This window comes from Microbacterium sp. SLBN-146 (assembly GCF_006715145.1).
Lineage (GTDB): Bacteria > Actinomycetota > Actinomycetes > Actinomycetales > Microbacteriaceae > Microbacterium.
The window spans coordinates 3227690-3253770 of sequence record NZ_VFMR01000001.1; the positions used below are offsets into that span (position 1 = coordinate 3227690).

General features: G+C 67.2%; 30 protein-coding genes. 4 read left to right on the forward strand and 26 right to left on the reverse strand.

The window, feature by feature from the left end:
* Positions 1-85: 85 nt before the first annotated feature.
* The 7 genes from FBY39_RS14545 to infC all read right to left on the reverse strand — a co-directional run bounded on the left by FBY39_RS14545 (position 86) and on the right by infC (position 4923).
* Positions 86-742: an amino acid ABC transporter permease gene (locus tag FBY39_RS14545; protein ID WP_141933070.1), complete on the reverse strand. Its 657-nt coding sequence runs from the start codon at positions 740-742 to the stop codon at positions 86-88.
* A gap of 68 nt (positions 743-810) precedes the next feature.
* Positions 811-1719, reverse strand: coding sequence for a glutamate ABC transporter substrate-binding protein (locus FBY39_RS14550; protein ID WP_141933072.1), 909 nt, complete (start codon positions 1717-1719; stop codon positions 811-813).
* Between the two features lie 61 nt (positions 1720-1780).
* Positions 1781-2572: an amino acid ABC transporter ATP-binding protein gene (locus tag FBY39_RS14555; protein WP_141933074.1), complete on the reverse strand. Its 792-nt coding sequence runs from the start codon at positions 2570-2572 to the stop codon at positions 1781-1783.
* A gap of 86 nt (positions 2573-2658) precedes the next feature.
* Entirely contained in the window at positions 2659-3459 is an 801-nt protein-coding gene (locus tag FBY39_RS14560) for an RNA methyltransferase (protein WP_141933076.1), read from the reverse strand.
* A 149-nt stretch (positions 3460-3608) separates the two neighbouring features.
* The gene (gene rplT / locus FBY39_RS14565; RefSeq protein WP_141933078.1) at positions 3609-3992 is read right to left on the reverse strand and encodes a 50S ribosomal protein L20; all 384 of its coding nucleotides are present in this window, start codon (positions 3990-3992) and stop codon (positions 3609-3611) included.
* 30 nt (positions 3993-4022) lie between these two features.
* Complete coding sequence (gene rpmI, locus FBY39_RS14570; RefSeq protein WP_141933079.1) at positions 4023-4217, reverse strand: 50S ribosomal protein L35; 195 nt, start codon at positions 4215-4217, stop codon at positions 4023-4025.
* 70 nt (positions 4218-4287) lie between these two features.
* Entirely contained in the window at positions 4288-4923 is a 636-nt protein-coding gene (gene infC, locus FBY39_RS14575; protein ID WP_141933081.1) for a translation initiation factor IF-3, read from the reverse strand.
* A 232-nt stretch (positions 4924-5155) separates the two neighbouring features.
* Here infC and FBY39_RS14580 point away from each other — a divergent pair, with 232 nt between their 5' ends.
* Positions 5156-5551 carry a DUF1844 domain-containing protein gene (locus FBY39_RS14580; protein WP_141933083.1) on the forward strand — a complete coding sequence of 132 codons (396 nt, stop codon included), beginning with the start codon at positions 5156-5158 and terminating at the stop codon, positions 5549-5551.
* Between the two features lie 92 nt (positions 5552-5643).
* On the opposite strand, the gene FBY39_RS14585 is transcribed toward FBY39_RS14580, so the two are convergent.
* The 6 genes from FBY39_RS14585 to FBY39_RS14610 all read right to left on the reverse strand — a co-directional run bounded on the left by FBY39_RS14585 (position 5644) and on the right by FBY39_RS14610 (position 9991).
* The gene (locus FBY39_RS14585; protein WP_141933085.1) at positions 5644-6426 is read right to left on the reverse strand and encodes an SseB family protein; all 783 of its coding nucleotides are present in this window, start codon (positions 6424-6426) and stop codon (positions 5644-5646) included.
* Entirely contained in the window at positions 6410-7156 is a 747-nt protein-coding gene (gene priA / locus FBY39_RS14590) for a bifunctional 1-(5-phosphoribosyl)-5-((5-phosphoribosylamino)methylideneamino)imidazole-4-carboxamide isomerase/phosphoribosylanthranilate isomerase PriA (RefSeq protein ID WP_141933086.1), read from the reverse strand. The genes FBY39_RS14585 and priA overlap by 17 nt, the downstream gene beginning before the upstream one ends.
* A gap of 54 nt (positions 7157-7210) precedes the next feature.
* Positions 7211-7861 carry an imidazole glycerol phosphate synthase subunit HisH gene (gene hisH, locus FBY39_RS14595; RefSeq protein WP_141933088.1) on the reverse strand — a complete coding sequence of 217 codons (651 nt, stop codon included), beginning with the start codon at positions 7859-7861 and terminating at the stop codon, positions 7211-7213.
* Positions 7858-8472, reverse strand: a complete 615-nt coding sequence (hisB, locus tag FBY39_RS14600; RefSeq protein ID WP_141933089.1) for an imidazoleglycerol-phosphate dehydratase HisB — start codon at positions 8470-8472, stop codon at positions 7858-7860. The genes hisH and hisB overlap by 4 nt, the downstream gene beginning before the upstream one ends.
* On the reverse strand, positions 8469-9554 hold the full coding sequence (locus FBY39_RS14605; RefSeq protein WP_141933091.1) for a histidinol-phosphate transaminase: 1086 nt from the start codon (positions 9552-9554) through the stop codon (positions 8469-8471). The genes hisB and FBY39_RS14605 overlap by 4 nt, the downstream gene beginning before the upstream one ends.
* Before the next feature lie 86 nt (positions 9555-9640).
* Positions 9641-9991 carry a LysM peptidoglycan-binding domain-containing protein gene (locus FBY39_RS14610; protein ID WP_141933093.1) on the reverse strand — a complete coding sequence of 117 codons (351 nt, stop codon included), beginning with the start codon at positions 9989-9991 and terminating at the stop codon, positions 9641-9643.
* 237 nt (positions 9992-10228) lie between these two features.
* Between FBY39_RS14610 and lexA the strand changes: the two genes are divergently transcribed.
* A complete protein-coding gene (gene lexA, locus FBY39_RS14615) occupies positions 10229-10909 on the forward strand; it encodes a transcriptional repressor LexA (protein ID WP_141933095.1) in 681 nt (226 codons plus the stop codon).
* Positions 10910-10930: 21 nt separating this feature from the next.
* Entirely contained in the window at positions 10931-12826 is a 1896-nt protein-coding gene (locus tag FBY39_RS14620; RefSeq protein WP_222115694.1) for a prolyl oligopeptidase family serine peptidase, read from the forward strand.
* Positions 12827-12834: 8 nt separating this feature from the next.
* Here the strand turns inward: FBY39_RS14620 and hflX are convergent, their stop codons facing one another.
* The gene (gene hflX, locus FBY39_RS14625; protein WP_141933099.1) at positions 12835-14352 is read right to left on the reverse strand and encodes a GTPase HflX; all 1518 of its coding nucleotides are present in this window, start codon (positions 14350-14352) and stop codon (positions 12835-12837) included.
* Positions 14353-14437: 85 nt separating this feature from the next.
* Between hflX and FBY39_RS14630 the strand changes: the two genes are divergently transcribed.
* The gene (locus FBY39_RS14630; RefSeq protein WP_141933101.1) at positions 14438-15103 is read left to right on the forward strand and encodes a class I SAM-dependent methyltransferase; all 666 of its coding nucleotides are present in this window, start codon (positions 14438-14440) and stop codon (positions 15101-15103) included.
* Here the strand turns inward: FBY39_RS14630 and dapF are convergent.
* From dapF to FBY39_RS14690, 12 genes are all read right to left on the reverse strand, one after another.
* Complete coding sequence (gene dapF / locus FBY39_RS14635; RefSeq protein WP_141933103.1) at positions 15090-15941, reverse strand: diaminopimelate epimerase; 852 nt, start codon at positions 15939-15941, stop codon at positions 15090-15092. The two genes, FBY39_RS14630 and dapF, sit on opposite strands and share 14 nt — an antisense overlap.
* Before the next feature lie 27 nt (positions 15942-15968).
* On the reverse strand, positions 15969-16388 hold the full coding sequence (locus FBY39_RS14640) for a GNAT family acetyltransferase (RefSeq protein ID WP_260838009.1): 420 nt from the start codon (positions 16386-16388) through the stop codon (positions 15969-15971).
* Positions 16385-17314 (reverse strand): tRNA (adenosine(37)-N6)-dimethylallyltransferase MiaA, encoded by a 930-nt coding sequence (gene miaA / locus FBY39_RS14645; RefSeq protein WP_141933107.1) that lies wholly within the window; start codon positions 17312-17314, stop codon positions 16385-16387. The genes FBY39_RS14640 and miaA overlap by 4 nt, the downstream gene beginning before the upstream one ends.
* Positions 17315-17354: 40 nt before the next feature.
* Entirely contained in the window at positions 17355-18902 is a 1548-nt protein-coding gene (gene miaB, locus FBY39_RS14650; protein ID WP_141933108.1) for a tRNA (N6-isopentenyl adenosine(37)-C2)-methylthiotransferase MiaB, read from the reverse strand.
* Positions 18903-18977: 75 nt separating this feature from the next.
* Positions 18978-19592, reverse strand: coding sequence for a regulatory protein RecX (locus FBY39_RS14655; protein ID WP_260838010.1), 615 nt, complete (start codon positions 19590-19592; stop codon positions 18978-18980).
* A gap of 101 nt (positions 19593-19693) precedes the next feature.
* Positions 19694-20743 (reverse strand): recombinase RecA, encoded by a 1050-nt coding sequence (gene recA, locus FBY39_RS14660; protein WP_141933112.1) that lies wholly within the window; start codon positions 20741-20743, stop codon positions 19694-19696.
* Positions 20744-21006: 263 nt separating this feature from the next.
* A complete protein-coding gene (locus FBY39_RS14665) occupies positions 21007-21231 on the reverse strand; it encodes a DUF3046 domain-containing protein (protein ID WP_141933114.1) in 225 nt (74 codons plus the stop codon).
* Between the two features lie 51 nt (positions 21232-21282).
* Positions 21283-21591 carry a helix-turn-helix domain-containing protein gene (locus FBY39_RS14670; RefSeq protein ID WP_141933116.1) on the reverse strand — a complete coding sequence of 103 codons (309 nt, stop codon included), beginning with the start codon at positions 21589-21591 and terminating at the stop codon, positions 21283-21285.
* A 181-nt stretch (positions 21592-21772) separates the two neighbouring features.
* Positions 21773-22243, reverse strand: coding sequence for a CinA family protein (locus FBY39_RS14675; protein ID WP_141933118.1), 471 nt, complete (start codon positions 22241-22243; stop codon positions 21773-21775).
* Positions 22240-22803: a CDP-diacylglycerol--glycerol-3-phosphate 3-phosphatidyltransferase gene (gene pgsA / locus FBY39_RS14680; protein ID WP_141933120.1), complete on the reverse strand. Its 564-nt coding sequence runs from the start codon at positions 22801-22803 to the stop codon at positions 22240-22242. The genes FBY39_RS14675 and pgsA overlap by 4 nt, the downstream gene beginning before the upstream one ends.
* Positions 22804-22830: 27 nt before the next feature.
* Entirely contained in the window at positions 22831-25506 is a 2676-nt protein-coding gene (locus tag FBY39_RS14685) for a DNA translocase FtsK (protein ID WP_141933122.1), read from the reverse strand.
* A 50-nt stretch (positions 25507-25556) separates the two neighbouring features.
* Complete coding sequence (locus tag FBY39_RS14690) at positions 25557-26051, reverse strand: GNAT family N-acetyltransferase (RefSeq protein WP_141933124.1); 495 nt, start codon at positions 26049-26051, stop codon at positions 25557-25559.
* Positions 26052-26081 lie beyond the last annotated feature (30 nt).

Here is a 26081-nt window from a genome sequence, read left to right on the forward strand (position 1 = left end):
GCCGCGACGACGATGACCGTCACGACACTGAGAATCCGGTTCCGCGCCATCGCGCGAGGGCCGGGGACGTCGTAGAGAACGCTGCTCATCGAGCCACCCTCCATCGGTTCTCGAGTGATCGCTGCGCCCACGAGAGCAGCAGGACGAGGGCGACGAAGATCACCATGACCCACAGGATGACTTCGAACTGGTTGGCTCCGCGCTCGCTGAGGTAGTTGCGGATCGAACCGAGATTGACGACCGAGAATCCTGCCGCCACTGTCGTGTTCTTCAAGAGAGCGATGAAGACGCTCATCATGGGCGGGATGACCGAGCGGAACGCCTGCGGCAACACGACGAGCGTCATGACCTGCCCGAAGGTGAGCCCCATCGCGCGTGCGGCCTCGGCCTGGCCGACGGGGACGGTGTTGATGCCGGAGCGGATGGTCTCGGCGACGTAGGTCGCGGTGTACACGCCGAGGGCGCAGATCGCGAGCGTCACCGAGGTGGCCGTCGTCAGGCGTAGCCCGAGGAGCGGCGGCAGCGCGAAGCTGAACGCGAAGAAGACGAGCGTGAGGGGGGTGTTGCGGATCGTGTTGACGTAGAGCGTGCCGACGCCGCGCGCGATGGGAACGGGCGAGACGCGCATGGCTCCCACGATGATCCCGAGCACGAGGGCGAGCGCGCCGCCCGCGAAGAACAGGACGAGAGTACCGAGGAGGAACTCTCCCCACAGATCGAGGTTGTCAATCAGGACGCCCACGTGGATCCTTTCTCGCCGACGAAGGGAAGGGTCTCAGGGGGCGACGCCGCAGCGCCGCCCCCTGAGGATCACTCGTCGACGTCGGGCTGCGTGCCCGAGATGCCCGCCGGGGCGAGGTGGAGGTCGAACAGTCCGGTCCAGACATCGCCACCGTCGGTGAAGAGGGTGTTGATCCAGTCCTTCAGGGCCGTGTCGCCCTTTTCGAGGCCGACGCCGTAGCGCTCCTCGCTGAAGGGCTCACCGGCGATCTTCAGGGCGTCGGGCTCCTGAGCCACGTAACCGGCGAGGATCGCCTCATCCGTCGTGATCGCGTCGACCGAGCCGGCCTTGAGCTGCTCGACGCACTGCGAGTAGGTGTCGTACTCCACGGTGTCACCCGGGTTGTACTCGTCGCGGATGCGCTGCAGCGGCGTCGAACCGGTCACCGAGCAGACGATCTTGCCCTCGAGGTCGTCGGGGCCCCCGATGTCCTCGTTGTCGGCAGCGACGAGAAGGCCCTGTCCCGTGATGAAGTACGGGCCGGCGAAGTCGATCTGCTCCTTGCGGCTGTCCGTGATGGAGTACGTGCCGACGTAGTAGTCGATGTTCCCGTTGACGATCTCCTGCTCGCGGTTCGCGGAGGGGATCGTGACGTACTCGATCTGGTCCTGGTCGAAGCCCAGGGAAGCCGCGATCCAGCGGGCGACGTCGACATCGAATCCGGTGCGCTCACCCGTCGTGGCATCCTCGTAGCCGAGTCCGGGCTGGTCGTTCTTGACGCCGACGATGACGCCGTCGCGCTCGACCATGCGGTCGTAGGTGGGGCTGTCGGTCAGGTCGACCTCGGTCGCGACCTCCCACAGGCCGGCGCTGTCGCCGCCCGCGTCGCCGCCGTCGCCGCTGGACGTGCCGCCCGGTGTGCCGCTGTTGCAGGCCGTCAGGACGAGCGCTGCGATCGCGAGTCCCGCGAACGCACCGCCGATACGTGTCTTGCGCATGTGATCCTCCTGGGTTACGTATGCGTCTTCATTTCCGTGCGCCCGGTGCAGGGCGCAGGGCCTAGTGAGTGATGAGCTTCGAGAGGAAATCCTTGGCACGATCGCTGCGGGGGTTCGTGAAGAACTCCTCCGGCGTGGCCTCCTCGACGATGAGGCCGTCGGCCATGAACACGACGCGGTCGGCGGCCTTTCGGGCGAAGCCCATCTCGTGAGTGACGACGATCATCGTCATGCCGTCCTGGGCGAGGCCCACCATCACGTCGAGAACCTCGTTGATCATCTCGGGGTCGAGGGCGCTGGTCGGCTCGTCGAAGAGCATGACCTTCGGCTGCATCGCGAGAGCACGCGCGATCGCGACGCGCTGCTGCTGACCGCCGGAGAGCTGCGCGGGAAGCTTGTCGGCCTGATGCCCGACGCCCACCCGGTCGAGGAGCTGCCGTGCCCGCGCCTCGGCTTCCGCCTTCTTGACACGCTTGACCTTGATCGGTCCGAGCGTCACGTTGTCGAGGATCGACAGGTGCGCGAACAGGTTGAACGATTGGAAGACCATCCCGACGTCGGCGCGCAGCGCCGCGAGCGCCTTCCCCTCCTTGGGCAGCTCCTCGCCGTCGATCGTGATCGTCCCGCTCGTGATCGTCTCGAGCCGATTGATCGTGCGACACAACGTCGACTTGCCCGAGCCGGACGGGCCGATCACCACGACGACCTCGCCCCGATTGACGGTGAGGTTGATGTCGGTGAGAGCTTGGAAATCGCCGTAGTGCTTCTGCACATCGGTGATCTTCACGAGCGGGTCTCCGCGTCGCACCGAGATGTTCGACGTCCGGGGCGCAGGATCAGCGGGTGTCGTCATCCCGCCACCCTAGGGTGCCATGGCTCACGAACGGGGAAGGTTGACGCGACCTTTACCGATCTGTAACAGGCCTGGCACGAATCGGTTCAGGCTTCGGCACGCTGCGCGAAAGCCGTCTCGTAGAGGCACACGCTGGCCGCGGTCGCAAGGTTCAGCGACTCCGCCGCGCCGTAGATCGGTAGGCGCAACGTCAGGTCGGCGAGTTGGATGGCGTCCTCTTCGAGTCCCCTCGCCTCGTTGCCGAAGAGCCACGCGGTGGGCTCGGCGAGGACGTGTCTCGACGCGAGGAAATCCTCTCCCCCGACATCGGCGGCGATGACCCTCAGACCGGCGCCGTGTGCGCGCTCGACAGTCGTCGCCAGGTCGGCGCCGACCGAGATGGGCAGGTGGAAGAGCGACCCGGTCGTGGCACGGACGACCTTCGGGTTGTACGGATCGACCGTTCGGCCGGTCAGGATGACGGCGTCGGCCCCCGCGGCATCAGCCGCGCGGATGATCGTGCCGAGGTTGCCGGGATCCCGGACCTCCTCGCAGATCACGACGAGGCGGGGGGATGCCGCGAAGATGTCACGCACGGAAGTCGGCGTCTGGCGGGCCACCGCGACGATTCCCTGCGGCGTCACGGTATCGGCCATCGAGTCCAGCACGGCTTCCGTCGTGAAGACGACCTCGAGGTCAGCGGAGCGCACACCCTCTCGAATATCGGGGTGGCGCTCCAGAGCCGTCGGCGTGGCGAAGATCTCGACGATCGTCTCGGGCCGGTAGGCGAGAGCCTCGCGGGCTGCCTGAGGCCCCTCGAGGAGGAACAGCCCGGTTTCCTGCCGCGCACTGCGCTTGGTGAGTTTCGCGACGGCGCGTACGCGAGGCGAGCGCGGGTTCTCGAGCACGTCTTCATCCTATGGCGACGGCGAACACGACGAAGGGCGCCCTTCCGAAGAAGGACGCCCTTGAATCTCGATACGCGCCTTTCGGCGCTACTCGATCACCGGATCAACCGCGCCTTCGGCGCTACCCGATCACCGGGTGTGTTCCGCTGTCAGGCGCTGCGCGGGGCGTTGACGTTCTCGGGCAGTGCACCCTTGGCCGTTGCGACGAGGCTCGCGAAGACGGCGGGCTCGTGCACGGCGAGCTCGGCGAGCATGCGACGGTCGACCTGAACACCCGCGAGACCGAGGCCCTGGATGAAGCGGTTGTACGTGATGCCGTTCTGGCGCGCTGCGGCGTTGATGCGCTGGATCCACAGGCGGCGGAAGTCGCCCTTGCGCTTCCGACGGTCGCGGTACGCGTAGACGAGCGAGTGGGTGACCTGCTCCTTCGCCTTGCGGTACAGCCGCGAACGCTGGCCCCGGTAACCGGAGGCGCGCTCGAGGATGACGCGACGCTTCTTCTGGGCGTTGACAGCCCGCTTGACTCTAGCCATTTCGTTTCGTTCCTATTCCTGCGACGGCGCTCAGTGGCCGAGAAGCTTCTTGGCGACCTTGGCGTCACCGGGTGCGAGGGCCTTGTCCGCCGACAGACGGCGCGTGCGCTTGGTCGGCTTGCCCTCGAAGTTGTGGCGAAGGTTCGCCTGCTGCTTCATGATCTTGCCGCTGCCGGTGACCTTGAAACGCTTCTTGGCACCCGAGTGGGTCTTCTGCTTCGGCATTTCTCTTCCTTCGTTGTGTTTCCCGCCCAGGCGGGAGTCGTCACCCGCCGCGGCGGGAGTATGCGGGGTCCTACTCGGCCTCGTCGGCCTCGTCAGTCTCCTCGGAGCCGGTGCGCGCCGTACGGGCGGCTTCCTTGTTCGCCGCGCGCTGCGCGTTCTGCTCCGTCTTGACTTCGGACTTGTTCTTGTGCGGTGCGACCACCATGACCATGTTGCGCCCGTCGATCGTGGGATTCGACTCGACCGTTCCGAACTCCGCGACATCCTCGGCGAAGCGGCGGAGGAGGCGTACACCCTGCTCGGGACGCGACTGCTCGCGACCGCGGAACAGGATCATGGCCTTGACCTTGTCGCCCGACTTGAGGAAGCCTTCGGCGCGCTTGCGCTTCGTTTCATAGTCGTGGTTGTCGATCTTCAACCGGAACCGAACCTCTTTCAGAACCGTGTTGGCCTGATTGCGGCGCGCTTCCTTCGCCTTCTGAGCAGCCTCGTACTTGAACTTTCCGTAGTCCATGATCTTGACCACGGGAGGCTTCGAATTTGGTGCCACCTCGACGAGATCGAGGTCGGCATCCTGTGCCAGGCGCAGCGCCACCTCGATACGGACGACGCCGACCTGCTCACCGTTCGGCCCGACGAGACGAACCTCGGGGACGCGGATGCGGTCGTTGGTGCGGGGATCGCTGATGCGGAACTCCTCTTTCATGCGGTTGTGGCCACCGCCTCACGGATGTGACGCGGTGCAGAAGAGGAGAGCTTCACCCGGATCGCGCTCTCGCGCGCGCCTTCCGCACCCTTGCTACCCCCCCACGCTTGCGCGGAGGGGGCGGAGTGCATGACCCGGTAGCCTGGAGCGGCAAGCGCGGGTGGGATCGAATCCTCTTTCGGTCCGGAGCAGAACACTCCGGAACCCGGCATAGTTTAGCAGAGAGATACACGTGGACACGATTCGAGACGACGACCAGCAGGACTCAGCCCGCCAGGCACGCTGGGAGGAGCAAGAGCGCGCCGCCTCCGCGGCCACGCGCGACATCGCGGATGTCCCCGCCGTCGAAGTCATCACGACCGCGTCCGTCCACCTCATGAGCGCGGCCGCGGTCAAGGTCGGGCTCGCCGACGACCCCGAGACGCAGACCGACCTCGACGAGGCACGGAAGCTCATCAACGCGCTGGCGGGACTCATCACCGCCGGCGCCCCCGAGATCAGCGACATGCACGCCCGTTCGCTGCGCGATGGTCTCCGTTCGCTTCAGCTCGCATTCCGCGAGGCATCCACGATTCCCGATCCGATCGGCAAGGGTCCCGGCGAGAAGTGGACCGGCCCCGTCACCTGAGCGCCCCGGGCAGTTCACTTGTCTCAAAGGGCGGGCTCGCGAGTCGCGAGCCCGCCCTTTGAGACAAGTGAACGACGATCGTGCGGTCGAACTCAGCCGCGCGTGAGCTTGACCGTCAACGAGTCGACGAGAACGGCGATGCGATCGTCGCTCGCCCAGCGCGTCGCGAGTCGCGAAAGCACCGCGTCGAGAGCGGCCTTGTCGAGACCATCGACGAGCTGAAGGCGCACGAGCAGTTCCGGCCCCCGGAGGCGCCCGGTCGGGTCGCCCGGAGCCACCTCGAGGTCGAGAACGGCGAGTTCTCCCCCGATGGACGCGCTCAAGCCGGCGAAGACCTCGGGCGAACTGAAGCTCGGCTCCCACGGTTCGGACCGCGCGATCGCCCACACGGCGGGCCTGCGGAGCACGAACTCCGTCTCGGATGTCGGGTCGATCACGATGAGATCGGTGTCGTCGTCGACCGCCGCGAGCGCCGTGCGGACGCCGTCTGCGGGGACAGGGCGCGCCGCGGCATCCCATCTGCCCATCGCCTCGACGGACGTGAAGACGGGGAGGACGCGGCGCCCGTCGGGGGCTGCGACAGTCACGATCGACAGCTCCTGCGTCTTGTCGACGAGCTGCCCGTGGACGCCTACCCCTTCGTCGCCGCGCTCAGCGACGAGCGGGATGAGCAGCCGCGCGGACCGGTACGCGTCGACGATGGCGACCTGATCACCCGATCCGCTCCGGAAGGCGTCGAGCGCCGCGAGGAGAGCCGGATCAGCCGAGCCGTCGTCCGTCGCGTGGCGGTTCGCCTCGAAGCTGCGACCCTCCCACGGGACCCCCGCCGAATCGGCGAGGTGATCGTCGTGCCGACCGTCAGTGTCCGGCGACATCCAGTGCCTCGGCGAGCGTGAAGGCACCCGCGTAAAGAGCCTTGCCGACGATCGCGCCTTCGACACCGAGCGGCACCAGCTCGCGCAGCGCCGCGATGTCGTCGAGGCTCGAAACGCCGCCGGACGCGATGACAGGCTTGGGCGTGCGGGCGGTCATCTCCTGCAGGAGCTCGAGGTTCGGACCGCGAAGGGTTCCGTCCTTCGTCACGTCGGTGACGACGTAGCGGCTGCAACCGGCCGCTTCGAGGCGCTCGAGGACAGTCCAGAGATCGCCACCCTCGCGCGTCCATCCGCGCGCCGCGAGCGTCGTGCCGCGCACATCGAGCCCGACGGCGATGAACTCGCCGTAGCGGCCGATCACGTCCGCCGCCCACTCGGGGTTCTCCAGCGCCGCCGTGCCGAGGTTGACACGGGACGCGCCGCTGTCGAGAGCCGACTCCAGCGAACGGTCGTCGCGGATGCCCCCCGACACCTCCACCTGGACGCCCTTCACCTGCTTGATCACCTTCCGGATCACTGCGGCGTTGTTGCCGCGACCGAACGCGGCGTCGAGGTCCACCAGGTGGATCCAGTCAGCACCCTGGTGGGCCCACTCGAGCGCGGCGTCGACGGGGTCGCCGTAGTTCGTCTCGCTACCCGCCTCCCCCTGCGTCAGTCGGACCGCCTTGCCGTCGGCGACGTCGACGGCAGGTAGCAGGATCAGTTCGGGCGTCGATGCGAAATCGTTCATGGCTCCTCGGGCAGGACAGTCACGCGCGGAAGATGGCCGGCGGACGGCACGATCTCAGAGGTTAGTCCTGCTGAGGCCCTGGACCCAATTCGACAACAGGCGGATGCCCGCCTCCCCCGACTTCTCGGGGTGGAACTGGGTCGCCGCGAGCGGGCCGTTCTCGACGGCGGCGAGGAACGGAGTTCCGTAGTCGCACCACGTGAGCGCCGGCTGGCGGAACGGTCCCTGGACGTCCAACTGCCACTTCTGCGCACCGTACGAATGCACGAAGTAGAACCGCTCGTCTTCGATGCCGGTGAACAGGCGTGACCCTTCCCCGACCTGCACGGTGTTCCACCCCATGTGCGGAAGTACGGGCGCGTCGAGCTCTGTGACGGCGCCCGGCCACTCGCCGAGTCCTTCAGTGTCGACACCGCGTTCGACACCGTGCTCGAAGAGGACCTGCATCCCGACGCAGATGCCCAGAACGGGACGACCGCCCGCAAGACGCCGATCGATGAGCTCGCCGCCCCGGATCTTCTGCAGTGCCGCCATAACTGCCGAGAAGGCCCCCACTCCGGGGACCACGAGGCCGTCGGCGTCCATGACGAGGCCGCGGTCGGCCGTCAGCCGAGCGTCCGCTCCGGCGGCCGCGAGCGCCTTGACGGCGGAGTGGACGTTGCCGGAGCCGTAGTCCAGGACCGCCACGAGCGGTCGTGAACTCACAGCGCACCCTTCGTGCTCGGAACGCCGTCGACGAGGGGATCGAGCGCCTTGGCCTGCCGGAACGCACGTGCGAACGCCTTGTACTCGGCCTCCGCGATGTGGTGCGGGTCGCGGCCGGCAAGGAGCGTGACGTGCACGGTGAGTCCGGCGTGGAACGCGATCGCTTCGAACGTGTGCCGCACGAGCGACCCCGTGAAGTGACCACCGATGAGGTGGAACTCGTAGCCTGCCGGTTCACCCGAGTGGACGAGGTAGGGTCGTCCGCTGATGTCGACGACGGCCTGCGCAAGCGCTTCGTCGAGGGGCACGAGCGCATCGCCGTAACGGGAGATCCCTCGCTTGTCGCCGAGAGCCTCGCGCACCGCCTGTCCGAGCACGATCGCGACGTCCTCCACGGTGTGGTGGGCGTCGATCTCGGTATCGCCGGAGGCGCGCACCGTCAGATCCGTCAGGGAGTGCTTCGCGAAGGCGGTGAGGAGATGATCGAAGAACGGCACCGTCGTCTCGATGTGGCTGCGACCCGTTCCGTCGAGATTCAGCTCGAGCTCGACGGTGGACTCGCTCGTCGCGCGCCGCAGGGAGGCGGTGCGGTGTTCGGCGGTGCGGCTCATGCCTCCGAGTCTATCGACGCGAGCGCATCGAGGAATGCGGTCGTCTCGTCTTCCGTGCCCGCCGTCACGCGCAAGTGGTGCGGGATCGACACGTCGCGGATGAGGATGCCGCGGTCGTAGAGTCGTCGCCATGTGTCGGCGGGATCGTCGACGCCGCCGAAGAGGACGAAGTTCGTCCAGGATTCGTGCGGGAGGTAGCCCAGCGCCTCCAGCGTCGCCGAGATCCGATCGCGCTGCGCCACGATGTCATCCACCATCCGGAGCATCGTGTCGGAGTGACGGAGCGCGGCCGTCGCGGCCGCTTGAGTAAGAGCGCTCAAGTGATAAGGGAGCCGGACGAGCCGAAGCGCGTCGATCACGGCCGGGTCCGCAGCGAGGTATCCGACACGTGCGCCGGCGAAAGCGAATGCCTTGCTCATCGTGCGCGAAACCACGAGGCGCTCACGGCCCGGGAGAAGCGAGAGCGCGGACGGTGTGCCGTGCGGCGCGAACTCGACATACGCCTCGTCGACGACGACGATCCCGCGACTGGCCGCGTACACGGCCTCGATGACGTCGAGGGACAAGGGCGTGCCGGTGGGATTGTTCGGAGAACACAGGAAGACGACGTCCGGATCGGCTGTCGCGACCTGCGACGATGCGGCATCCGCCGTGATCGTGTAGTCGGCCTCACGGGTGCCTGCGATCCAGGCCGCGCCGGTTGCCCGCGCAAGCAGGGGATACATCGAATACGTCGGAGCAAACCCGAAGGCCGTCCGCCCCGGCCCACCGAACGCCTGCAGCAGGTGCTGCAGCACTTCGTTGGAGCCGTTCGCCGCCCAGATCTGGTCGGCAGTGAGTCCGTGCCCCAGGTATTCGGCGAATCCTTCACGAAGTGCGGTGAACTCCCGGTCGGGGTAGCGATTCACGTCTCGTAGTGCGAAGGCGATCGAGTCGAGGATGTCATCCGCGACGTCCTGGGGTACCGCATGAGTGTTCTCATTGACGTTCAACGCAACCGGCAGGGCTGCCTGCGGCGCTCCATACGGCGTCAGACCGCGGAGATCGTCACGTAACGGGAGTCTGTCCAGGCGAGAAGTCACGCACGCAATCGTAGAACGCCTGGATGCCGTCACGGTCCGGTGCGCAGCGACTCGGCGCGGTCGTCACGGCGCGAGACACGCGCGGATCACTGCGCGGTCGAGTACTCGGCCGGGATCGCGATGGTCTGGCCGATCTCGATGAGGCCACCGGGAAGGGCGTTGAGACGCGCGATCGCGTCGACGACGTCTCTCGGATCCGACGTGGGCGCGACCTCCTGGGCGATCGACCACAGCGTGTCGCCGTACGAGACCGTGACAACCGAGAACGGGACCGTTGCGCCGTTGTCGCGCGACGCAAGTGCCGCTCCCCCGCTGATCAGCCCGTACGTGAGGAGGACGGCGATGGGAGCTGCGACCAGGAACGCGAGAACGCGACGGCCACGGACCGTTAGGCGGAGCCGGGTCTCGGGGGCGATGGTGGCGGTGTAGGCGCTCATGGGTTGTCTCCTCGGTACGGGAAGAGGTTCGCATCCGACCTCCGGCCGGGGAGGTCGGATGCGAAGTTCTCTTCCGAAGCTATCTTCGATGTATGCTGATGTCAACACGACGTTCGCGAGTCCGGTATTCGAACGCGACACGCGGAGCAGCTGCTCCGGGTTGTTCTCGAAACCGGATAGCGTTTCGATGAGGTCACCCCACCACAGACCTCCGACATTCGAAGACAGGAGCTGGAGATGAGCGAAGCGGCCGGGCGGGAAAGGCCTCAGACGCGGCGCCGGAAGAGCCTGAGCGACAAGCAGCTCGCGATCCTCGAGGTGATCCAGCGGTCGATCGCGCGTCACGGCTATCCGCCCAGCATGCGAGAGATCGGCGATGCGGTCGGCCTCAAGTCGCTTTCGAGCGTGACGCATCAGCTCAACCAGCTCGAACTGAGCGGGTACCTCCGACGCGATGCCGGAAAGACCCGTGCCATGGAGGTCCTCATCGACCTCCCCGGTACGGCAGGCGAGAATCCCGCCGACACCGCCCCGACGGTCGGCGACGCTGCCCTCGTGCCACTCGTGGGGCGGATCGCGGCCGGTGTTCCCATCACCGCCGACCAGCAGATCGACGAGGTCTTCCCCCTCCCGCGTCAACTCGTCGGCAAGGGCGATCTGTTCATGCTCAAGGTCTCGGGCGAGTCGATGATCGATGCCGCCATCTGCGACGGCGACTGGGTCGTCATCCGATCGCAGTCGACCGCCGACAACGGCGAGATCGTCGCGGCGATGCTCGACGGCGAAGCGACGGTGAAGACCTTCCGCCAGCGCGACGGACACACGTGGCTTCTCCCCCGCAACTCGGCGTTCGAGCCCATCCTCGGCGATGACGCGGTCGTCCTCGGCAAAGTCGTGGCGGTGCTTCGCGCCGTCTGACCCGGGATTAGCGTGGGAGTCGTGACCATTCCCTACGGCTCGTGGCCCTCCCCCCTTTCGGCAGCGAGCGTCTCAGCGGCCTCTCCTCGCTTCGAAGGAGCGCAGTTCGTCGGCGACGACGTCTGGTGGGCGGAGAGCATCGCCGCGGAGGGCGGGCGGACGGCTGTGCGCCGGCGCACGGCATCCGGCGATGTGGAGACGCTCCTTCCAGCGCCCTGGAATGCGCGCTCCCGCGTGCACGAATACGGCGGGGGTGCGTGGACAGCTGTCGGCGACGCTCTCGTCTTCGTCGAGAAGACGGACCAGCGCGTCTGGATACTGCGCCCGGGGTCCGAGCCCATCCCTGCGACGTCCGCGGACCCCACGGCCCGCTACGGAGGTCTGCGCCGCGGCGAGGGCTTCGTCCTCGCCGTCCGCGAGCGCGACATCGGCACCGCCGTCCCCGCGCGAGACATCGTCCGCATTCCGCTCGATGGTGGTGCGACGACGTCGCTCGTGGCGGGAAGCGATTTCGTCGCACAGCCTTCACTGTCCCCCGACGGCACTCGGCTCGCATGGATCGCGTGGAATCACCCCGCCATGCCGTGGGATGCGAGTGAACTACGCGTCGGGACGATCGAAGACGGCAAAGTCACGGCATGGCCGACGCGCGCGGGCGGATCGACGTCCCCGGTTCAGCCCATCTGGCTAGACGACGAGACCATCGTCTTCAGCGATGACCCGACGGATCGCTGGAATCTGTATCGGCTCCGGCTCGGCGAGGAGAACCCGCTGGCCATCGCGCCCTCCGATGCGGACACGGGCGGCGGGCTGTGGGTCCTCGGCGCCCGCTGGTTCGATGTCCTCGCCGACGGGAGGATCGTCGCTCTCCGAACGAACGGCGCCGATGAGACCGTCGTGATCGACCCCGCATCCGGCGCTGTGACTCCGTTGAACACGCCGTTGTCCACGGGGGGCGTCGTGGAGGATGCCGTCGGCACACGCGTCCTCCTGAGTGGATCCACGCGTGTCGACGGCCCCGGACTCTGGTCCGTCGACATCGACACGGGCGACGTGACGACCGTGAGCGGCGCGTCAGCACCCTGGGGAGCGCAGTGGATGCCACAGCCCCGCGCCGTCCGTTTCGACGGACCGAGCGGGCCGATCGAGGCGTTCGACTATCCACCGACGAATCCGCTCTGCGCTGCGCCCGTCGGCGAGAAGCCGCCGTACGTCGTCTTCGTGCACGGTGGCCCGACGGCCCACGTGGGTCCCGCTGCGTCGGGCAAGATCGCCTACCTGACCAGCCGAGGCATCGGGGTTCTTGACGTCAACTACGGAGGGTCGACCGGCTATGGCCGGAGGTACCGCGAACGCCTGCGAGGCGCCTGGGGCATCATCGATGTCGACGACGTCGCCGCAGCCGCGCGCGGTCTCGCGGCATCCGGAACTGCCGATCCGGAACGGATCGCGATCGCCGGAGGGTCGGCGGGCGGTTGGACGGTCCTCGGCGCCGTGACACGCACAGACGCTTTCGCGGCGGGCATCTCGCGATACGGCGTGGGCGACGCGAGGGCCCTGGCGGCCGACACACATGATTTCGAGGCGCGCTACCTCGACGGCCTCATCGGCCCTTTCCCCGAGGCCGAGGCGGTCTACCTCCAACGGTCGCCATTGACACGTCCGGACCTCTTCCGCGTACCGCTCCTGCTGCTTCAGGGTGCGGAAGACGCCGTCGTTCCGCCCGCGCAATCCGAAGCCGTCCGTGACGCCCTCGCTCGCCAGGGCGTTCCGCACGCCTACGTCCTCTACGAAGGCGAAGGCCACGGATTCCGGCGCGCCGAAACCGTCGTCAACGCGCTCGAAACCGAACTCGCATTCCTCGCGGCCGTCTTCGAGTTCTCACCCCCCGACGTCGCCCCCCTCGAACTGGACTGACGCCGGATTCAGCTCGTGAAGGCGCTGAGCTCTGCCGCGAGTCGCTCCCCCACGTGTGCGTGGAGGTACGTGCCGTCGGCTCGGTGCTCCTGCGCGACGATGATGCCGGACTCGTGCGCGGCCGAGATCAGATCGCCGCGGTCGTACGGCACCAGGGCGTGGACCTCGACGGCGGGAAGCGGGAGCGCTTCTTCGATCGCGGTCCGAAGCTCTTCGATCCCCTCTCCGGTCCGAGACGACACGAAGTGAGCCTTCGGCTCGAGCCCCCGCAGAATCAGACGCGTGTCATCGTCGACGAGGTCAGACTTGTTGAAGACGATGATCTCGAGCGTGTCGCGGGCTCCGACGTCGCCGATGACATCGCGGACCGTCGCGAGCTGGGCCGCCGGGTCGGGGTGCGACGCGTCGACGACGTGCAGCAGCACATCCGCGTCGCCGACCTCTTCGAGCGTCGACCGGAACGCCTCGACCAACTGATGGGGCAGATTCCGCACGAAGCCCACGGTGTCGGTCAGGGTGTAGACCCGCCCATCGGCCGTCTGGGAACGACGGACCGATGTGTCGAGGGTCGCGAACAGAGCGTTCTCGACGAGAACTCCCGCTCGGGTCAGACGGTTGAGGAGACTCGACTTGCCGGCGTTGGTGTAGCCCGCGATCGCGACAGCAGGAATCGTGTTGCGCTTCCTCTCGGCGCGCTTGGCGTCGCGCGCGGGAGCGAAATCACGGATCTGGCGCCGCAGCATCGCCATGCGCGTGCGGATCCGACGCCGGTCGAGCTCGATCTTCGTCTCACCGGGACCGCGGGATCCCATGCCCGCACCGCCCGCGCCGACCTGCCCACCGGCCTGGCGGGACATCGAGTCACCCCAGCCTCGAAGGCGCGGGAGCAGGTACTCCAACTGCGCCAATTCGACCTGGGCCTTGCCCTCGCGACTCTTCGCGTGCTGGCTGAAGATGTCGAGGATCACCGTCGTGCGATCGATCACCTTGACCTTCACGACATCCTCGAGCGCGCGCCGCTGGCTCGGAGCGAGTTCCGTGTCGGCGATGACGGTGTCGGCGCCGACAGCGGCGACGATGTCGCGGAGCTCCTCCGCCTTGCCCCGACCGACGTACGTCGCAGGGTCGGGATGCGGACGGCGCTGGAGGATGCCGTCGAGAACGACCGCGCCCGCAGTCTCCGACAGCGCGGCGAGTTCCCGAAGGGAGTTCTCTGCGTCGGTCTGCTCGCCCTGCGGGTGCACTCCGACCAGGACGACGTTCTCCAGCCGCAGCTGGCGATACTCGACCTCGGTGACATCCTCGAGCTCCGTCGACAGACCGGGAACGCGGCGCAGCGCAGCGCGTTCTTCGCGATCCCACTGGTCGCCGTCGGTGTCGGTGCGCGAGACCGTCCGCTCGTCCTGCAACGCCTGCGCACCTCCGAAGACGTGCACCCCCGACCGCGCTTCAGCGCGCGCGAGCACTCGATCCACCGGGTCGATCGCCGGCTCGTCCGTGCTTCGGGGTGTCGTCGTTTCCGTCATGTGTTCCTTTCGGGATGCCGCGAGGGCGGCATCCGTGGATTCTAGCTTCCCCGTCCGACGGGGTCCTCCGCTACGCTCGACACCCATGGGGAGCGACCACTACTTCAGCGCATCCCCCGCGAGCCCCGAGAATCTGCGTCGTATCCGTGTGAACCTCGCCGGGCGCGATGTCGAGGTCACGACAGCGGGCGGGGTGTTCAGCCCCGACCACATCGATGCGGGCACGGGCGTCCTGCTCGCGAATACCCCGCCGCCCCCGCCGGGAGGGCATCTGCTGGATCTCGGAAGCGGGTGGGGTCCGATCGCCCTCACTGTGGCTCTCGAATCCCCGCACGCGACCGTCTGGGCCGTCGATGTGAACGAACGCGCACTCGACCTGGTTCGGCGCAATGCCGAGGCCCTCGGGCTCTCCAACGTCAACGCCGTGCTCCCCGACGATGTTCCCTCCGACGTCACCTTCCGCAGCATCCGCTCCAATCCCCCCATCCGCGTGGGTAAGAACGAACTACACGGGCTCCTCGAGAGATGGATTCCGCGCCTGGATGAGCGGTCGGACGCATGGCTCGTCGTCCAGCGCAACCTCGGCTCCGACTCGCTCCAGCGCTGGCTCGCCGCGACGTTCCACCAGGGCTTCAGCGTGCACCGAGCGGCGACGGGCCGAGGGTTCCGCGTACTCCGCGTCAAGCGCCACGGCGCGCCTCAGACCGGCAGCATCGCCCTGCCGCGAGCGAGCGCGATCAGGCGAGGGTGACTTCGCCCGCGTAGACGAGCGTCGCGGGACCGGACAGCAGCACATGTCCGTCGTGCATGCGGACGCCGAGCGTGCCACCCGGCACGTCGACCGTCCATGCATCCGGCGCCGCGGGACCTGCCCACTCCCGTACCGCGAGGGCAGCTGCGGCGACTCCCGTTCCGCAGCTGAGGGTTTCTCCGACGCCGCGCTCGAACACGCGCATGCGAATCGAGCCCGTGCCGGCGTGGACGAGCGGGTCGCTCGGAACGACGAACTCGACGTTCGCCCCCTTCGCCGGTTCGGGATGCAACTGCGGCACAGCAGCGAGGTCGAGCGCATCGAGCTCGTCGGTGTCGGGCAGAGCAACCACGACGTGCGGGTTGCCGACGTCGATCCCCATACCCGGACGCGGCGCACCAGCACCCTTGGCCCGCACCAGGACGTCACCGCTCTCGACACGCCACGTGCCCAGGTCGACTTCGAAACCGCGGTCGCTGCGCGTGACGTGCTTGACGCCCGCACGCGTCGCGATCGCCAGCGGCTCGTCATCGATGAAGGCCCATCCGGCGTCGACGAGATAGCGCGCGAACACGCGGATGCCATTCCCGCACATCTCCGCAGCGGATCCGTCGGCGTTCCGGTAGTCCATGAACCACTCGGCATCCGCCCCTGCGCCCTCCGGAATCGCCGACGAGCGCACGACGCGGAGCACGCCGTCCGCCCCGATGCCGAAGCGTCGGTCGCATAGGACGGCGACCTGGTCATCGGAGAGATCGAGCGCACCGTCGGGATCGGGGATCACGACGAAGTCGTTGCCCGTGCCGTGACCTTTCGTGAAGGGGATGGTCTGCGGCATTCGTCCAGTCTAGAGTCGCGCCGGCGATCAGTCTTCGATGAGCCGCTTCCCCGTCGCCCACACCTCGAACGGGGTGAACCCGAGATCGTCGTAGAACGGGCGAACGATCCCGTTCTCAGGTCGAACCATGATCTGCACTTTGGGACAGCCGAGCTCGATCAAGAGCGTCTCGGCCTGTTCGACAAGTGCACGACCGATCCCCTGACCCCGATGGGACGGCGCCGCGGCCAAGTAGTACAGCCAGCCACGGTGACCGTCGTACCCGGCCATGACGGAGCCGACGACCTCGCCGGCGTCCTCCGCGACGAGGAACAGTTCTCGCTGCACGGTGAGCTTCCGCGCGATATCGCGGTAAGGGTCGTTCCACGGCCGTGTCAGTCCGCAGGTCTGCCACAGCGAGACCACCATCTCGGTGTCGCGTTCCTCGAATGCTCGGATCTTCGTCACTGGTCCTCCTCCACGAGGTCTGCGAGGGACTCTCCCGCCGCGATCCATCGGACGTCTGCGTAGCGCCGGAACCACGACACTTGACGTCGAGCGTACCGACGCGTCAGCGCCTGGGTCTGTTGAATGGCCTCGTCTTCCGACACCTCGCCGTGGATCTGCGCGAGCGCCTGTGCGTAGCCGATGGCCCTCCGCGCCGTGACACCGCGCTCGAGGCCATCCGTGCGCAGTCGCTCCACCTCCCCGATGAAACCCTCGTCCCACATGTCGTGGACGCGCCTGTCGAGTCGTTCCACGAGTTCCTCGCGCGGCGTCTGCATTCCGACGATGCGCGTCTCGTCGTGCCAGGAGAGCGGTTCTTCCGGCAGGGCGGCTCCATGCGTGGCGTTCCCCGCCAGGAGGATCTCCAGGGCACGCACGATTCGCCGGCCGTTCCGCGGATCCACTCTCTCGGCCGTCGCCGCATCCGCCGTTCGCAGGCGGGCGTAGAGCGCGCCCGGCCCCTCCGCGTCGAGTTCAGCTTCCAGGCGCGCACGAACGCTCGGATCGCGGGGCGGGAAGCGGAAGTCGAAGAGCACACTCGACACATACAGACCCGACCCGCCCACGAGGATCGCGTCCGCACGCCGTGCGTGGATTTCGTCGATGACGGCGCGCGCAGTGTCCTGGTACCACGCCACCGTCGCCTCGTCCGTGACGTCGAGGATGTCGAGAAGATGATGCGGGATGCCGCGACGCTCGTCCTCACGGATCTTCGCGGTACCGATGTCCATACCGCGATAGAGCTGCATGGCGTCGGCGTTCACGATCTCCGCCGGTCGCCCCCGCCGTTCGAGAAGGCTCGCGAGCTCGAGCGACGCTACCGTCTTCCCCGTGCCTGTCGCCCCGACAACGGCCCAGAGTCGTGGGACGCGGAGGGAATCCGTCACGGCCGTGTCCGCGAGTCGAGGCTGCCGCGTCGGGGCGGCGTCACCCGTCGACGCGCAGGGTCGGCAGTCCGAGTGACACAGCGCGCGGAGCACCCGACTCGGCGGGCCCGGGAACAGCGCAGGACTCGGCTTGCGCGCGGTCCCATGCGTCGCCCGAACGCGTGCGGCGGATGCGGAGAGGGGCGCCACTCTGGACGTCTGCAAGGAGGTGGAAGGGAGCCGCGTGCGTCACGACGACCGACACGATGTCGCCGGGTCGGGGAACATGCGACCCCGAGGGGACCTCGAAGTGAACGAGTCGGTTGTCTTCGGCCCGCCCCGTGAGCCGATGTGTCTCGGCATCCTTCTTGCCCTCACCCGTTGAGACCAGGACCTGGAGTTCGCGCCCCAGTTGCTTCTGGTTCTCCTCAAGAGAGATTCGATCCTGGAGCTGAACGAGACGTTCGTACCGCTCCTGCACCACGGCCTTCGGGACCTGGTCGGGCATCGTGGCAGCGGGCGTTCCCTCGCGAATGGAGTACTGGAAGGTGAAGGCGCTCGCAAAGCGGGACTGCTCGACGACGCGGAGCGTGTCCTCGAAGTCTTCGTCGGTCTCGCCGGGGAACCCCACGATGATGTCGGTGGAGATCGCTGCGTCCGGGATCCGGGCGCGCACGCGGTCGAGGATTCCGAGGAACCGCTCGCTGCGGTACGACCGGCGCATGGCCTTGAGGATGCGGTCGCTGCCCGACTGCAGTGGCATGTGGAGCTGCGGCATGACCGCCGGAGTCTCGGCCATCGCGTCGATGACGTCGTCGGTGAAGGCCGCGGGATGGGGACTCGTGAACCGGATGCGTTCGAGACCGTCGATCTCGCCCGCGGCGCGGAGGAGCTTTCCGAACGCCTGCCGGTCACCGAACTCGACGCCGTAGGAATTGACGTTCTGACCGAGGAGGGTGACTTCCATCGCACCGTCATCGACGAGGAGCCGGATCTCATTGAGGATGTCGCCGGGCCGACGGTCCTTCTCCTTGCCGCGGAGGCTCGGAACGATGCAGAACGTGCAGGTGTTGTTGCACCCGACCGAGATCGACACCCACCCGCTGAAGACGTTGTCGCGCTTCGTCGGGAGCGTCGAGGGGAACACCTCGAGGGATTCGAGGATCTCGAGCTCGGCTTCGCCGTTGTGCCGCGCGCGTTCGAGCATGCCGGCAAGGGAACCCATGTTGTGCGTGCCGAAGACGACGTCGACCCACGGTGCCTTATCGAGCACCGCCTGCTTGTCCATCTGGGCGAGACAGCCGCCGACCGCGATCTGCATGCCCTCATGCTTGTCTTTGCGGGATTTGAGGTGACCGAGCGTGCCGTAGAGCTTGCCCGCCGCGTTGTCTCGCACGGCGCAGGTGTTGATGACGACGACGTCGGCTTCAGCACCGGCATCCGCCTTCACGTAACCCGCGCTCTCGAGCGATCCGGACAGCCGCTCGGAATCGTGCACGTTCATCTGACAGCCGAAGGTGCGGACTTCATAGGTACGGCTGCGACCGTCGGCGGCACGCGCCGCGATGGACGGCGCGATCAGTGTCGGCGCTGCGGAAGGGATCGTCATGATGCGCCCATTCTACGATCCGGCTTCAGGACCGGGGCTTGGCCCGCAGTCTGCGGACGTCGGCGGGACGATGCATCAGCGGAATCGCACACCGGATGGCGCCGAATCGACCTCTGTAAGCGCCTGACGGGCCGCATTCGATGCGATGGATCCGCCATAGCCTCTCCGGGCCAGCTGCCCCATGAGTCGGCGGATGGCGGTGTCACGGTCCAGCCCGCTCATCGCACGCGCCTTCGTCCGCGCGAACTCGAGCGCACGATCCAGATCGTCGTCGGGCAGCGCTGCGATAGCGGCATCCGCGACGTCACGCGGAATCCCGCGCTTGTTCAGAGTCTGCGCGATGACGTGACGCCCCTGACCTTTGCGATCGACCGCCGCGTGGACGAGCTGCTCGGCGAGTGCAGCATCGTCGAGGTACCCCAGGCTCTCGACCCTCGCGATCACGGCGTCGACATCGTGCGGGGCAAGGTCACGCTCTTCGACGACGCGGCGCGCTTCGCGAATCGACAGCGAGCGAGAGCGGAGCTTTCTCAACAGGTTCTTCTCTGCGATCTCGCGTTCGATCCCCGCGGACTCATCACCATCGTCGGCCGACTCGTCGTCATGACGATCGTCGACGTCGTCCGTCCACGTGGGATGCCAGGTTGCCGGCGGGACGGTGGGGTGCGGTGCGTGTGCCTCGACCCTCACCCGACCCGAAGACTCCACCGCACCCCCAAAGAGCGGGATGACGGGGGCGAGCCCCTCTGCGGATGCAGGATGGCCCGGGTCGCCCCCGTTCACGTCACTCATCAAGCCGGGCGGCGGGCGGCGAGCTCGTCGGCGGCGGGAGCCTCGGCCTTGGGTTGACCGATCCCGAGCTTCGCCTTGATCTTGGACTCGATGTCAGCCGCGATGTCGGTGTTCTTGAGAAGGAAGTTGCGCGCGTTTTCCTTGCCCTGACCCAACTGCTCGCCGTCGTAGGTGTACCACGCGCCGGACTTCTTCACGATTCCGTGCTCGACGCCGAAGTCGATGAGGCTTCCTTCACGCGAGATTCCGACGCCGTACAGGATGTCGAACTCGGCCTGCTTGAACGGCGGCGCCATCTTGTTCTTGACGACCTTGACGCGCGTGCGGTTGCCGACGGCGTCGGTGCCATCCTTCAGCGTTTCGATGCGACGGATGTCGAGACGGACGGACGCGTAGAACTTCAGCGCCTTGCCACCGGCGGTCGTTTCGGGTGACCCGAAGAACACGCCGATCTTCTCGCGGAGCTGGTTGATGAAGATCATCGTCGTGTTGGTCTGGTTGAGACCACCGGTCAGCTTGCGAAGCGCCTGCGACATGAGTCGCGCCTGGAGTCCGACGTGAGAGTCGCCCATCTCGCCCTCGATCTCAGCCTTGGGCACGAGAGCGGCGACCGAGTCGATGACGACGAGGTCGATTGCTCCCGAGCGCACGAGCATGTCGGCGATCTCGAGCGCCTGCTCACCCGTGTCGGGCTGCGAGACGAGAAGCGCGTCGATGTCGACGCCCAGCTTCTGCGCGTAGTCGGGGTCGAGAGCGTGCTCCGCGTCGATGAACGCGGCGATGCCCCCCGCACGCTGCACATTGGCGATCGCGTGCAGCGTCAGTGTGGTCTTACCCGACGATTCCGGACCATAGATCTCGATGATGCGGCCACGGGGAAGGCCGCCGATCCCGAGGGCGACGTCGAGGGCGATCGATCCTGTCGGAACGACCTCGACGGGAGCGCGATCGTCGCTGCCGAGACGCATGACCGAGCCTTTTCCGAACTGACGATCGATCTGCGCGAGTGCTGACTCGAGGGCCTTCTCGCGGTCGACTGCTGATGGCATGACGTGCTCCTTCTCTCGTGTTCCGTCGCCTGTAGGCTGTCGCGCTCCGCTCCGGCTGGTGCAGATGCTGCGACAAGGCATGAGGTGTCTTTCGACGTTTTCCACGGTAGGGAGGGCCTCCGACATCCGTCGTCGTCCTACCCGAATCTGTGGATACGCGTCCATCGACTCCTGCTGTGGAGGAGCCTACGCGCGCATCGAACACTCTTTCGAGAGCAACACGCCGAGAGGGGAACACATCGAGCGATTAATCTTCGCCCGGCTCACGACCGCTTCGGCTCGAGCCTTCCAGCGCCGTGCCGCCGCGGCACGGGCACGTCGGTCTGGTCGCACAACGCCAGCCAGACCTCACGCGGAGGCACCCCCGCCGACAGCGCTTCGGCGGCGGTGCGGCCGGAGAATGCGCTCAACGACAGGTCTGCGACAAGCGAGTCGGAACGGTCACCGAACTCCGACTCGACAGCACGTTGAAACTCGCTACGTCGCACCGTGGAACCCCTCGGATACCGGGGTCGGGCGCCGCAGAATCGCGACGCGGCTCACCGAAGCGAGAGCTCGGGACCGACTTCGGCGACGAGGTCGTCGGGGACGATGTCGGGGAAGACCTGAATGCCTTCGAGGACGGAGATGCGATCCCCGACCTCGCGCATGATGGTCGAGATGGGGACGTCGAGTGCTTCGGCGACCGACGCGAGGATCTCGCTCGATGCTTCCTTCTGGCCACGCTCGACTTCGCTGAGGTAGCCCAGCGCTACACTCGCACGACTCGCGACCTGGCGGAGCGTGCGACCCTTCTGCTGGCGGAAGTCACGCAGCACTTCGCCGATCTCTTGACGAACCAGGATCATTTCAGGCCCCCTCCCTTTCGCGATTCCCTCGATGCCCGGGTGGACAACGGTACAGCACCCGTGACGCCAATCTAGCCCCGCGGACTGGGGAATAGGTGGGAATCGCCGAATGTAACCGAGGCGAAACACGGCTTGTTCCCGCGGCGTCGAAGTATCTCGAGAACGGCGCGAGTTCGTCGTTTCACAGGCTCTGCAGACACGCGTCGAGAGCCGCTCGCGTCGCCTGCCGGCGTACCTCCGCGCGATCGCCGTCGAACAGGAGCGTCCCGGAAGAACCCCCGTCGGGGGTGACGACGGCGACGCACACGGTTCCCGCGGCTTTGCCGTCCTGCGCTCCCGGACCCGCCACGCCGGTCGTTGCGATCCCGACGTCCGCGCCGAGCACGCGGCGCACGCCCTCTGCCATCTGCTGCGCCACCGCCACGTCGACGGGGCCCTCCGCGGCGAGCAGCGTCGCGTCGACCCCCAGCAGAGTGCGCTTCACGTCGGTCGCGTAGGCGACCACTCCCCCACGCACCGACGCCGAGGCCCCAGGGATATCGACGAGCGCCGACACGACGAGTCCTCCCGTGAGGGACTCGGCGACCCCGACCGTCCAACCACGAAGAGCAAGCCGCTCGAGGATGCCGCTGGCGAGCACCTCCTGCGTCATGTGCGAGCCCTGCGCCCGCGGACTTCCGACACGATGTAGTCGATGCCGCTCGCGATCGTCAAGACGACGGCAATCGTCATCGTCACGACGTTTACCCACCAGATCCACTCACCGACGACGGTGGCGAGCGGGAGGAGCGCGAGCGAGAGGGCGAGGGCCTGAGCGACCGTCTTGAGCTTGCCCATCCACGCCGCGGCGAGGACATGATCGCTCACGACCGCGAATCGGTAGATCGTGATGCCCACCTCCCGGACGAGCACGACGATCGTGATCCACCAGTCGAGCTCTCCGAGGATCGAGAGACCGACGAAGGCGGCACCCGTGAGCACTTTGTCGGCGATGGGGTCGAGGAGCTTGCCGAGATCGGTGACGATGTCATGCCGACGTGCGAGATAGCCGTCGAGCCCGTCGGTCGCGATCGCGACGATGAACAGAACGGCTGCCCACCAGCGCAGCGCCCCATCGGATCCCGCGTCGGCCAAGAGCATCCAGAGGAAGACCGGTGCGCACAGGATGCGGATGATCGTGATCGCGTTGGGCAGCTGCCGAGGAATCGCCACGAGCCGAGCCTACTGAGTCAGGGACGCTCAGTCGCGACCCGTGAGGCCCCACGCGTCTTCGGAGCCGTCCTCGTCGCCCTCGACGACCTCGTATCCGTCGAACTGCCTGTCGACGGCGTCGGCACCGTAGGGGTCGCCCGCGTCGGGGACGTCCTCCCCGCGCATACGAGCGAGCACCGCAGGGAGCTGTTCGTTCGTGACGAGCACATCTCGTGCTTTCGATCCCTCGGACGGACCCACGATCTCTCGGGACTCGAGGAGGTCCATGAGCCGTCCGGCCTTCGCGAATCCGACGCGGAGCTTGCGCTGCAGCATCGACGTCGAGCCGAACTGTGTGGACACGACGAGTTCGGCGGCGGCGAGGAGAAGCTCCAGATCGTCTCCGATGTCGGCGTCGATCTCCTTCTTCTCGGCGACCGCCTGCACATCGGGGCGATAGTCGGGACGCGCCTGGGCCGTCACGTGCGCGACGACCTTCTCGATCTCCTGCTCGCTGACCCACGCACCCTGTACGCGTATGGACTTCGACGTTCCCATCGGCAGGAACAGAGCGTCGCCCTGACCGATAAGGCGATCCGCACCGGGCTGATCGAGGATGACGCGCGAGTCCGTGACGCTCGTCACGGCGAAGGCAAGACGCGAGGGCACGTTGGCCTTGATGAGACCCGTCACGACATCGACCGACGGACGCTGCGTCGCGAGGACGAGGTGGATGCCGCTGGCCCGGGCGAGCTGAGTGATGCGCACGATCGAGTCCTCGACATCGCGCGGTGCGACCATCATGAGGTCGGCGAGTTCGTCGACGACGACGAGAAGGTACGGGTAGGGCTTGAGCACCCGTTCGCTGCCGACGGGCACCTCGACCTCGCCCGCGACGACAGCCTTGTTGAAGTCGTCGATGTGGCGGAACCCGAACGACGCCAGATCGTCGTAGCGCATGTCCATCTCTTTCACGACCCACTGCAGCGCTTCCGCGGCCTTCTTGGGGTTCGTGATGATGGGCGTGATGAGATGCGGGACGCCCGCGTACGAGGTCAGTTCGACGCGCTTGGGGTCGATGAGGACCATGCGCACGTCGGCGGGCTTCGCACGCATGAGCAGGCTCGTGATCATCGAGTTGACGAAGCTCGACTTGCCGGACCCGGTCGAGCCGGCGACGAGAAGGTGCGGCATCTTGGCGAGGTTCGCCACGACGAAGCCACCGCCGACGTCTTTTCCGACACCGATCGTCATGGGGTGCGTCGAGTTGATCGCGTTCTGCGAGCGCAGCACGTCGCCGAGCGTCACGATCTCGCGGTCGGCGTTGGGGATCTCGACGCCGATCGCGCTCTTGCCCGGGATGGGCGCGAGGATGCGCACTTCATTCGATGCCACGGCGTACGCGATGTTGTTCGTGAGGGCCGTGATGCGCTCGACCTTGACGCCCGGCCCCACTTCGATCTCGTACTGCGTGACAGTCGGGCCACGCGAGAATCCCGTCACCCTGGCATCGACCGAGAACTGCTCGAACACGTTCGTGATGGCGCGGACGACCGCATCGTTGGCCTCGGAGCGCGTCTTGTGCGGTGTACCCGGGGCAAGAGCGTCCACCGACGGCAAACGGTAATTGGCGCGGGAGGCATCGCCTTCCGTCCCGATGCCGTCGAGACCCGGGAGGAGGCCGTCATCGCGACCGTCGATGTCGCTGTCGTCGCGGAGAGTCGTCGCCGAGCCCTTCGAGGCTTTCGCCACGCCCGCGAGCACGGACGCGTCGATGACCTCGGTCGCGGCATCGGCCGTCACGATCGGCGACGGCGGCATGGGAGGCGTGATGGCCTGATCGAAGCCGCCCTGGGTGACTCCGGGAGTGAGGAGCTCCGTGAGATCTTGCGACCCGATTCCGTCGTCGGGGTCCTTCTCGCGACCGGTCTTGTTGCGGCGCCACCAGGGCAGGGAGTCGTCGCGTCCGGCCTCCTCGTCGATGGGCGAATCGGCGGAGTCCTCGAAACGCGGCCCATTCGGCTCCGCGCCGAACATCCACGCGTACAGCTCGCCGAGTCGCCTGCCGATGCGGTTCGGCGGTGTCTTGGTGATGATGAGGACGCTCAGCGCAGCGAAGAAGGACAGCACGATGTAGGCGCCGACATCGGTCAGCAGAAGCGCGAGCGGCTCGCCTACCATCCAGCCGAAGAGCCCGCCGGCCTCGCTGAGCGCGGGAAGCCCCGAGCTGGGCTGAGGGCGATCTCCCGCGACATGGCAGAAGCCGGCGATCGTCCAGACGAGGAGTCCGAACCCGATTCCGATCCGGCCGTTGTCATGGACGGACGAGGGATGCCGGAACATCCATCCCGCCAGCGCGAGCAGGAGGACGGGCATGATGAACGCCTCACGACCGACGAGTCCGCCTACCGTGTAGGCGCTGATCGCCGCGGCGACATCGTTGCCGATGAAGAACCACTCATTGACGGCACCCGCGACGGCGAGGAGGACGAGGAGGAACGGGAAGCCGTCGCGCCTCTGCTCTTTCTCGAGAACCTCGGGACCGAAGGCGCGGAAGAGACCGCCGACGCCGTGCGCGACACCGAGCCAGGCCCGCACGGCTGCGGGAGGCTTCTCGGCGTCGCCGACGTACTTCTTGGGCGCGGGCGCGGAGGTCCGAGCGCGCGATGACGACGCTTTCGCGGGCGCGCGACCGTTCTTGGTCGAGCTCGTGCTCCTGGCCATCCCCCCACGGTAGATCGGGCCGACGACATTTCCGGGGAACGACTCGACCTTCAGCGCAGGCGCTTGACCATCGTGTCCCGGCCGATTCCGCTCCGGGTGACAGCGAAGCCCTCGGAGCGATAGAGGCTGACGGCGTAGTTGCCACGCTCCACACTGAGGCTCAGCAGAGCGAATCCCTCGGACCGGGCGTGCTCGCACAGGCGCTGCAGCAGTGTCCGCCCCACGCCGTGGGCACGCCAGATCGGTCGGACCCCGATGATGAGCTCCGGGACACCCGTGCCGACGTAGCCGAAACCGGGGTCGGTACGCGGCAGCATCCGGTACCACGCGGCACCGATCGACTCCCCCTGCTGATTCTGTGCGACGAATCCGGCGTCACCGGGCCGCATCCACCCGGAGAGATATCGGCTGTACTCGTCGCTGGAGATGATCTCGTGGCGCGGCTGAGAGCCCCCCTGACGCCAATTGGCGGCTTCGACCACCATGTCGCCCAGGAAGGCTCCGTCGGACTGACCCGCGGGACGGACGTCGAACGTCTGCGGCATGCGCCAAGCCTAGAGCCGCAGGGCCTTCCC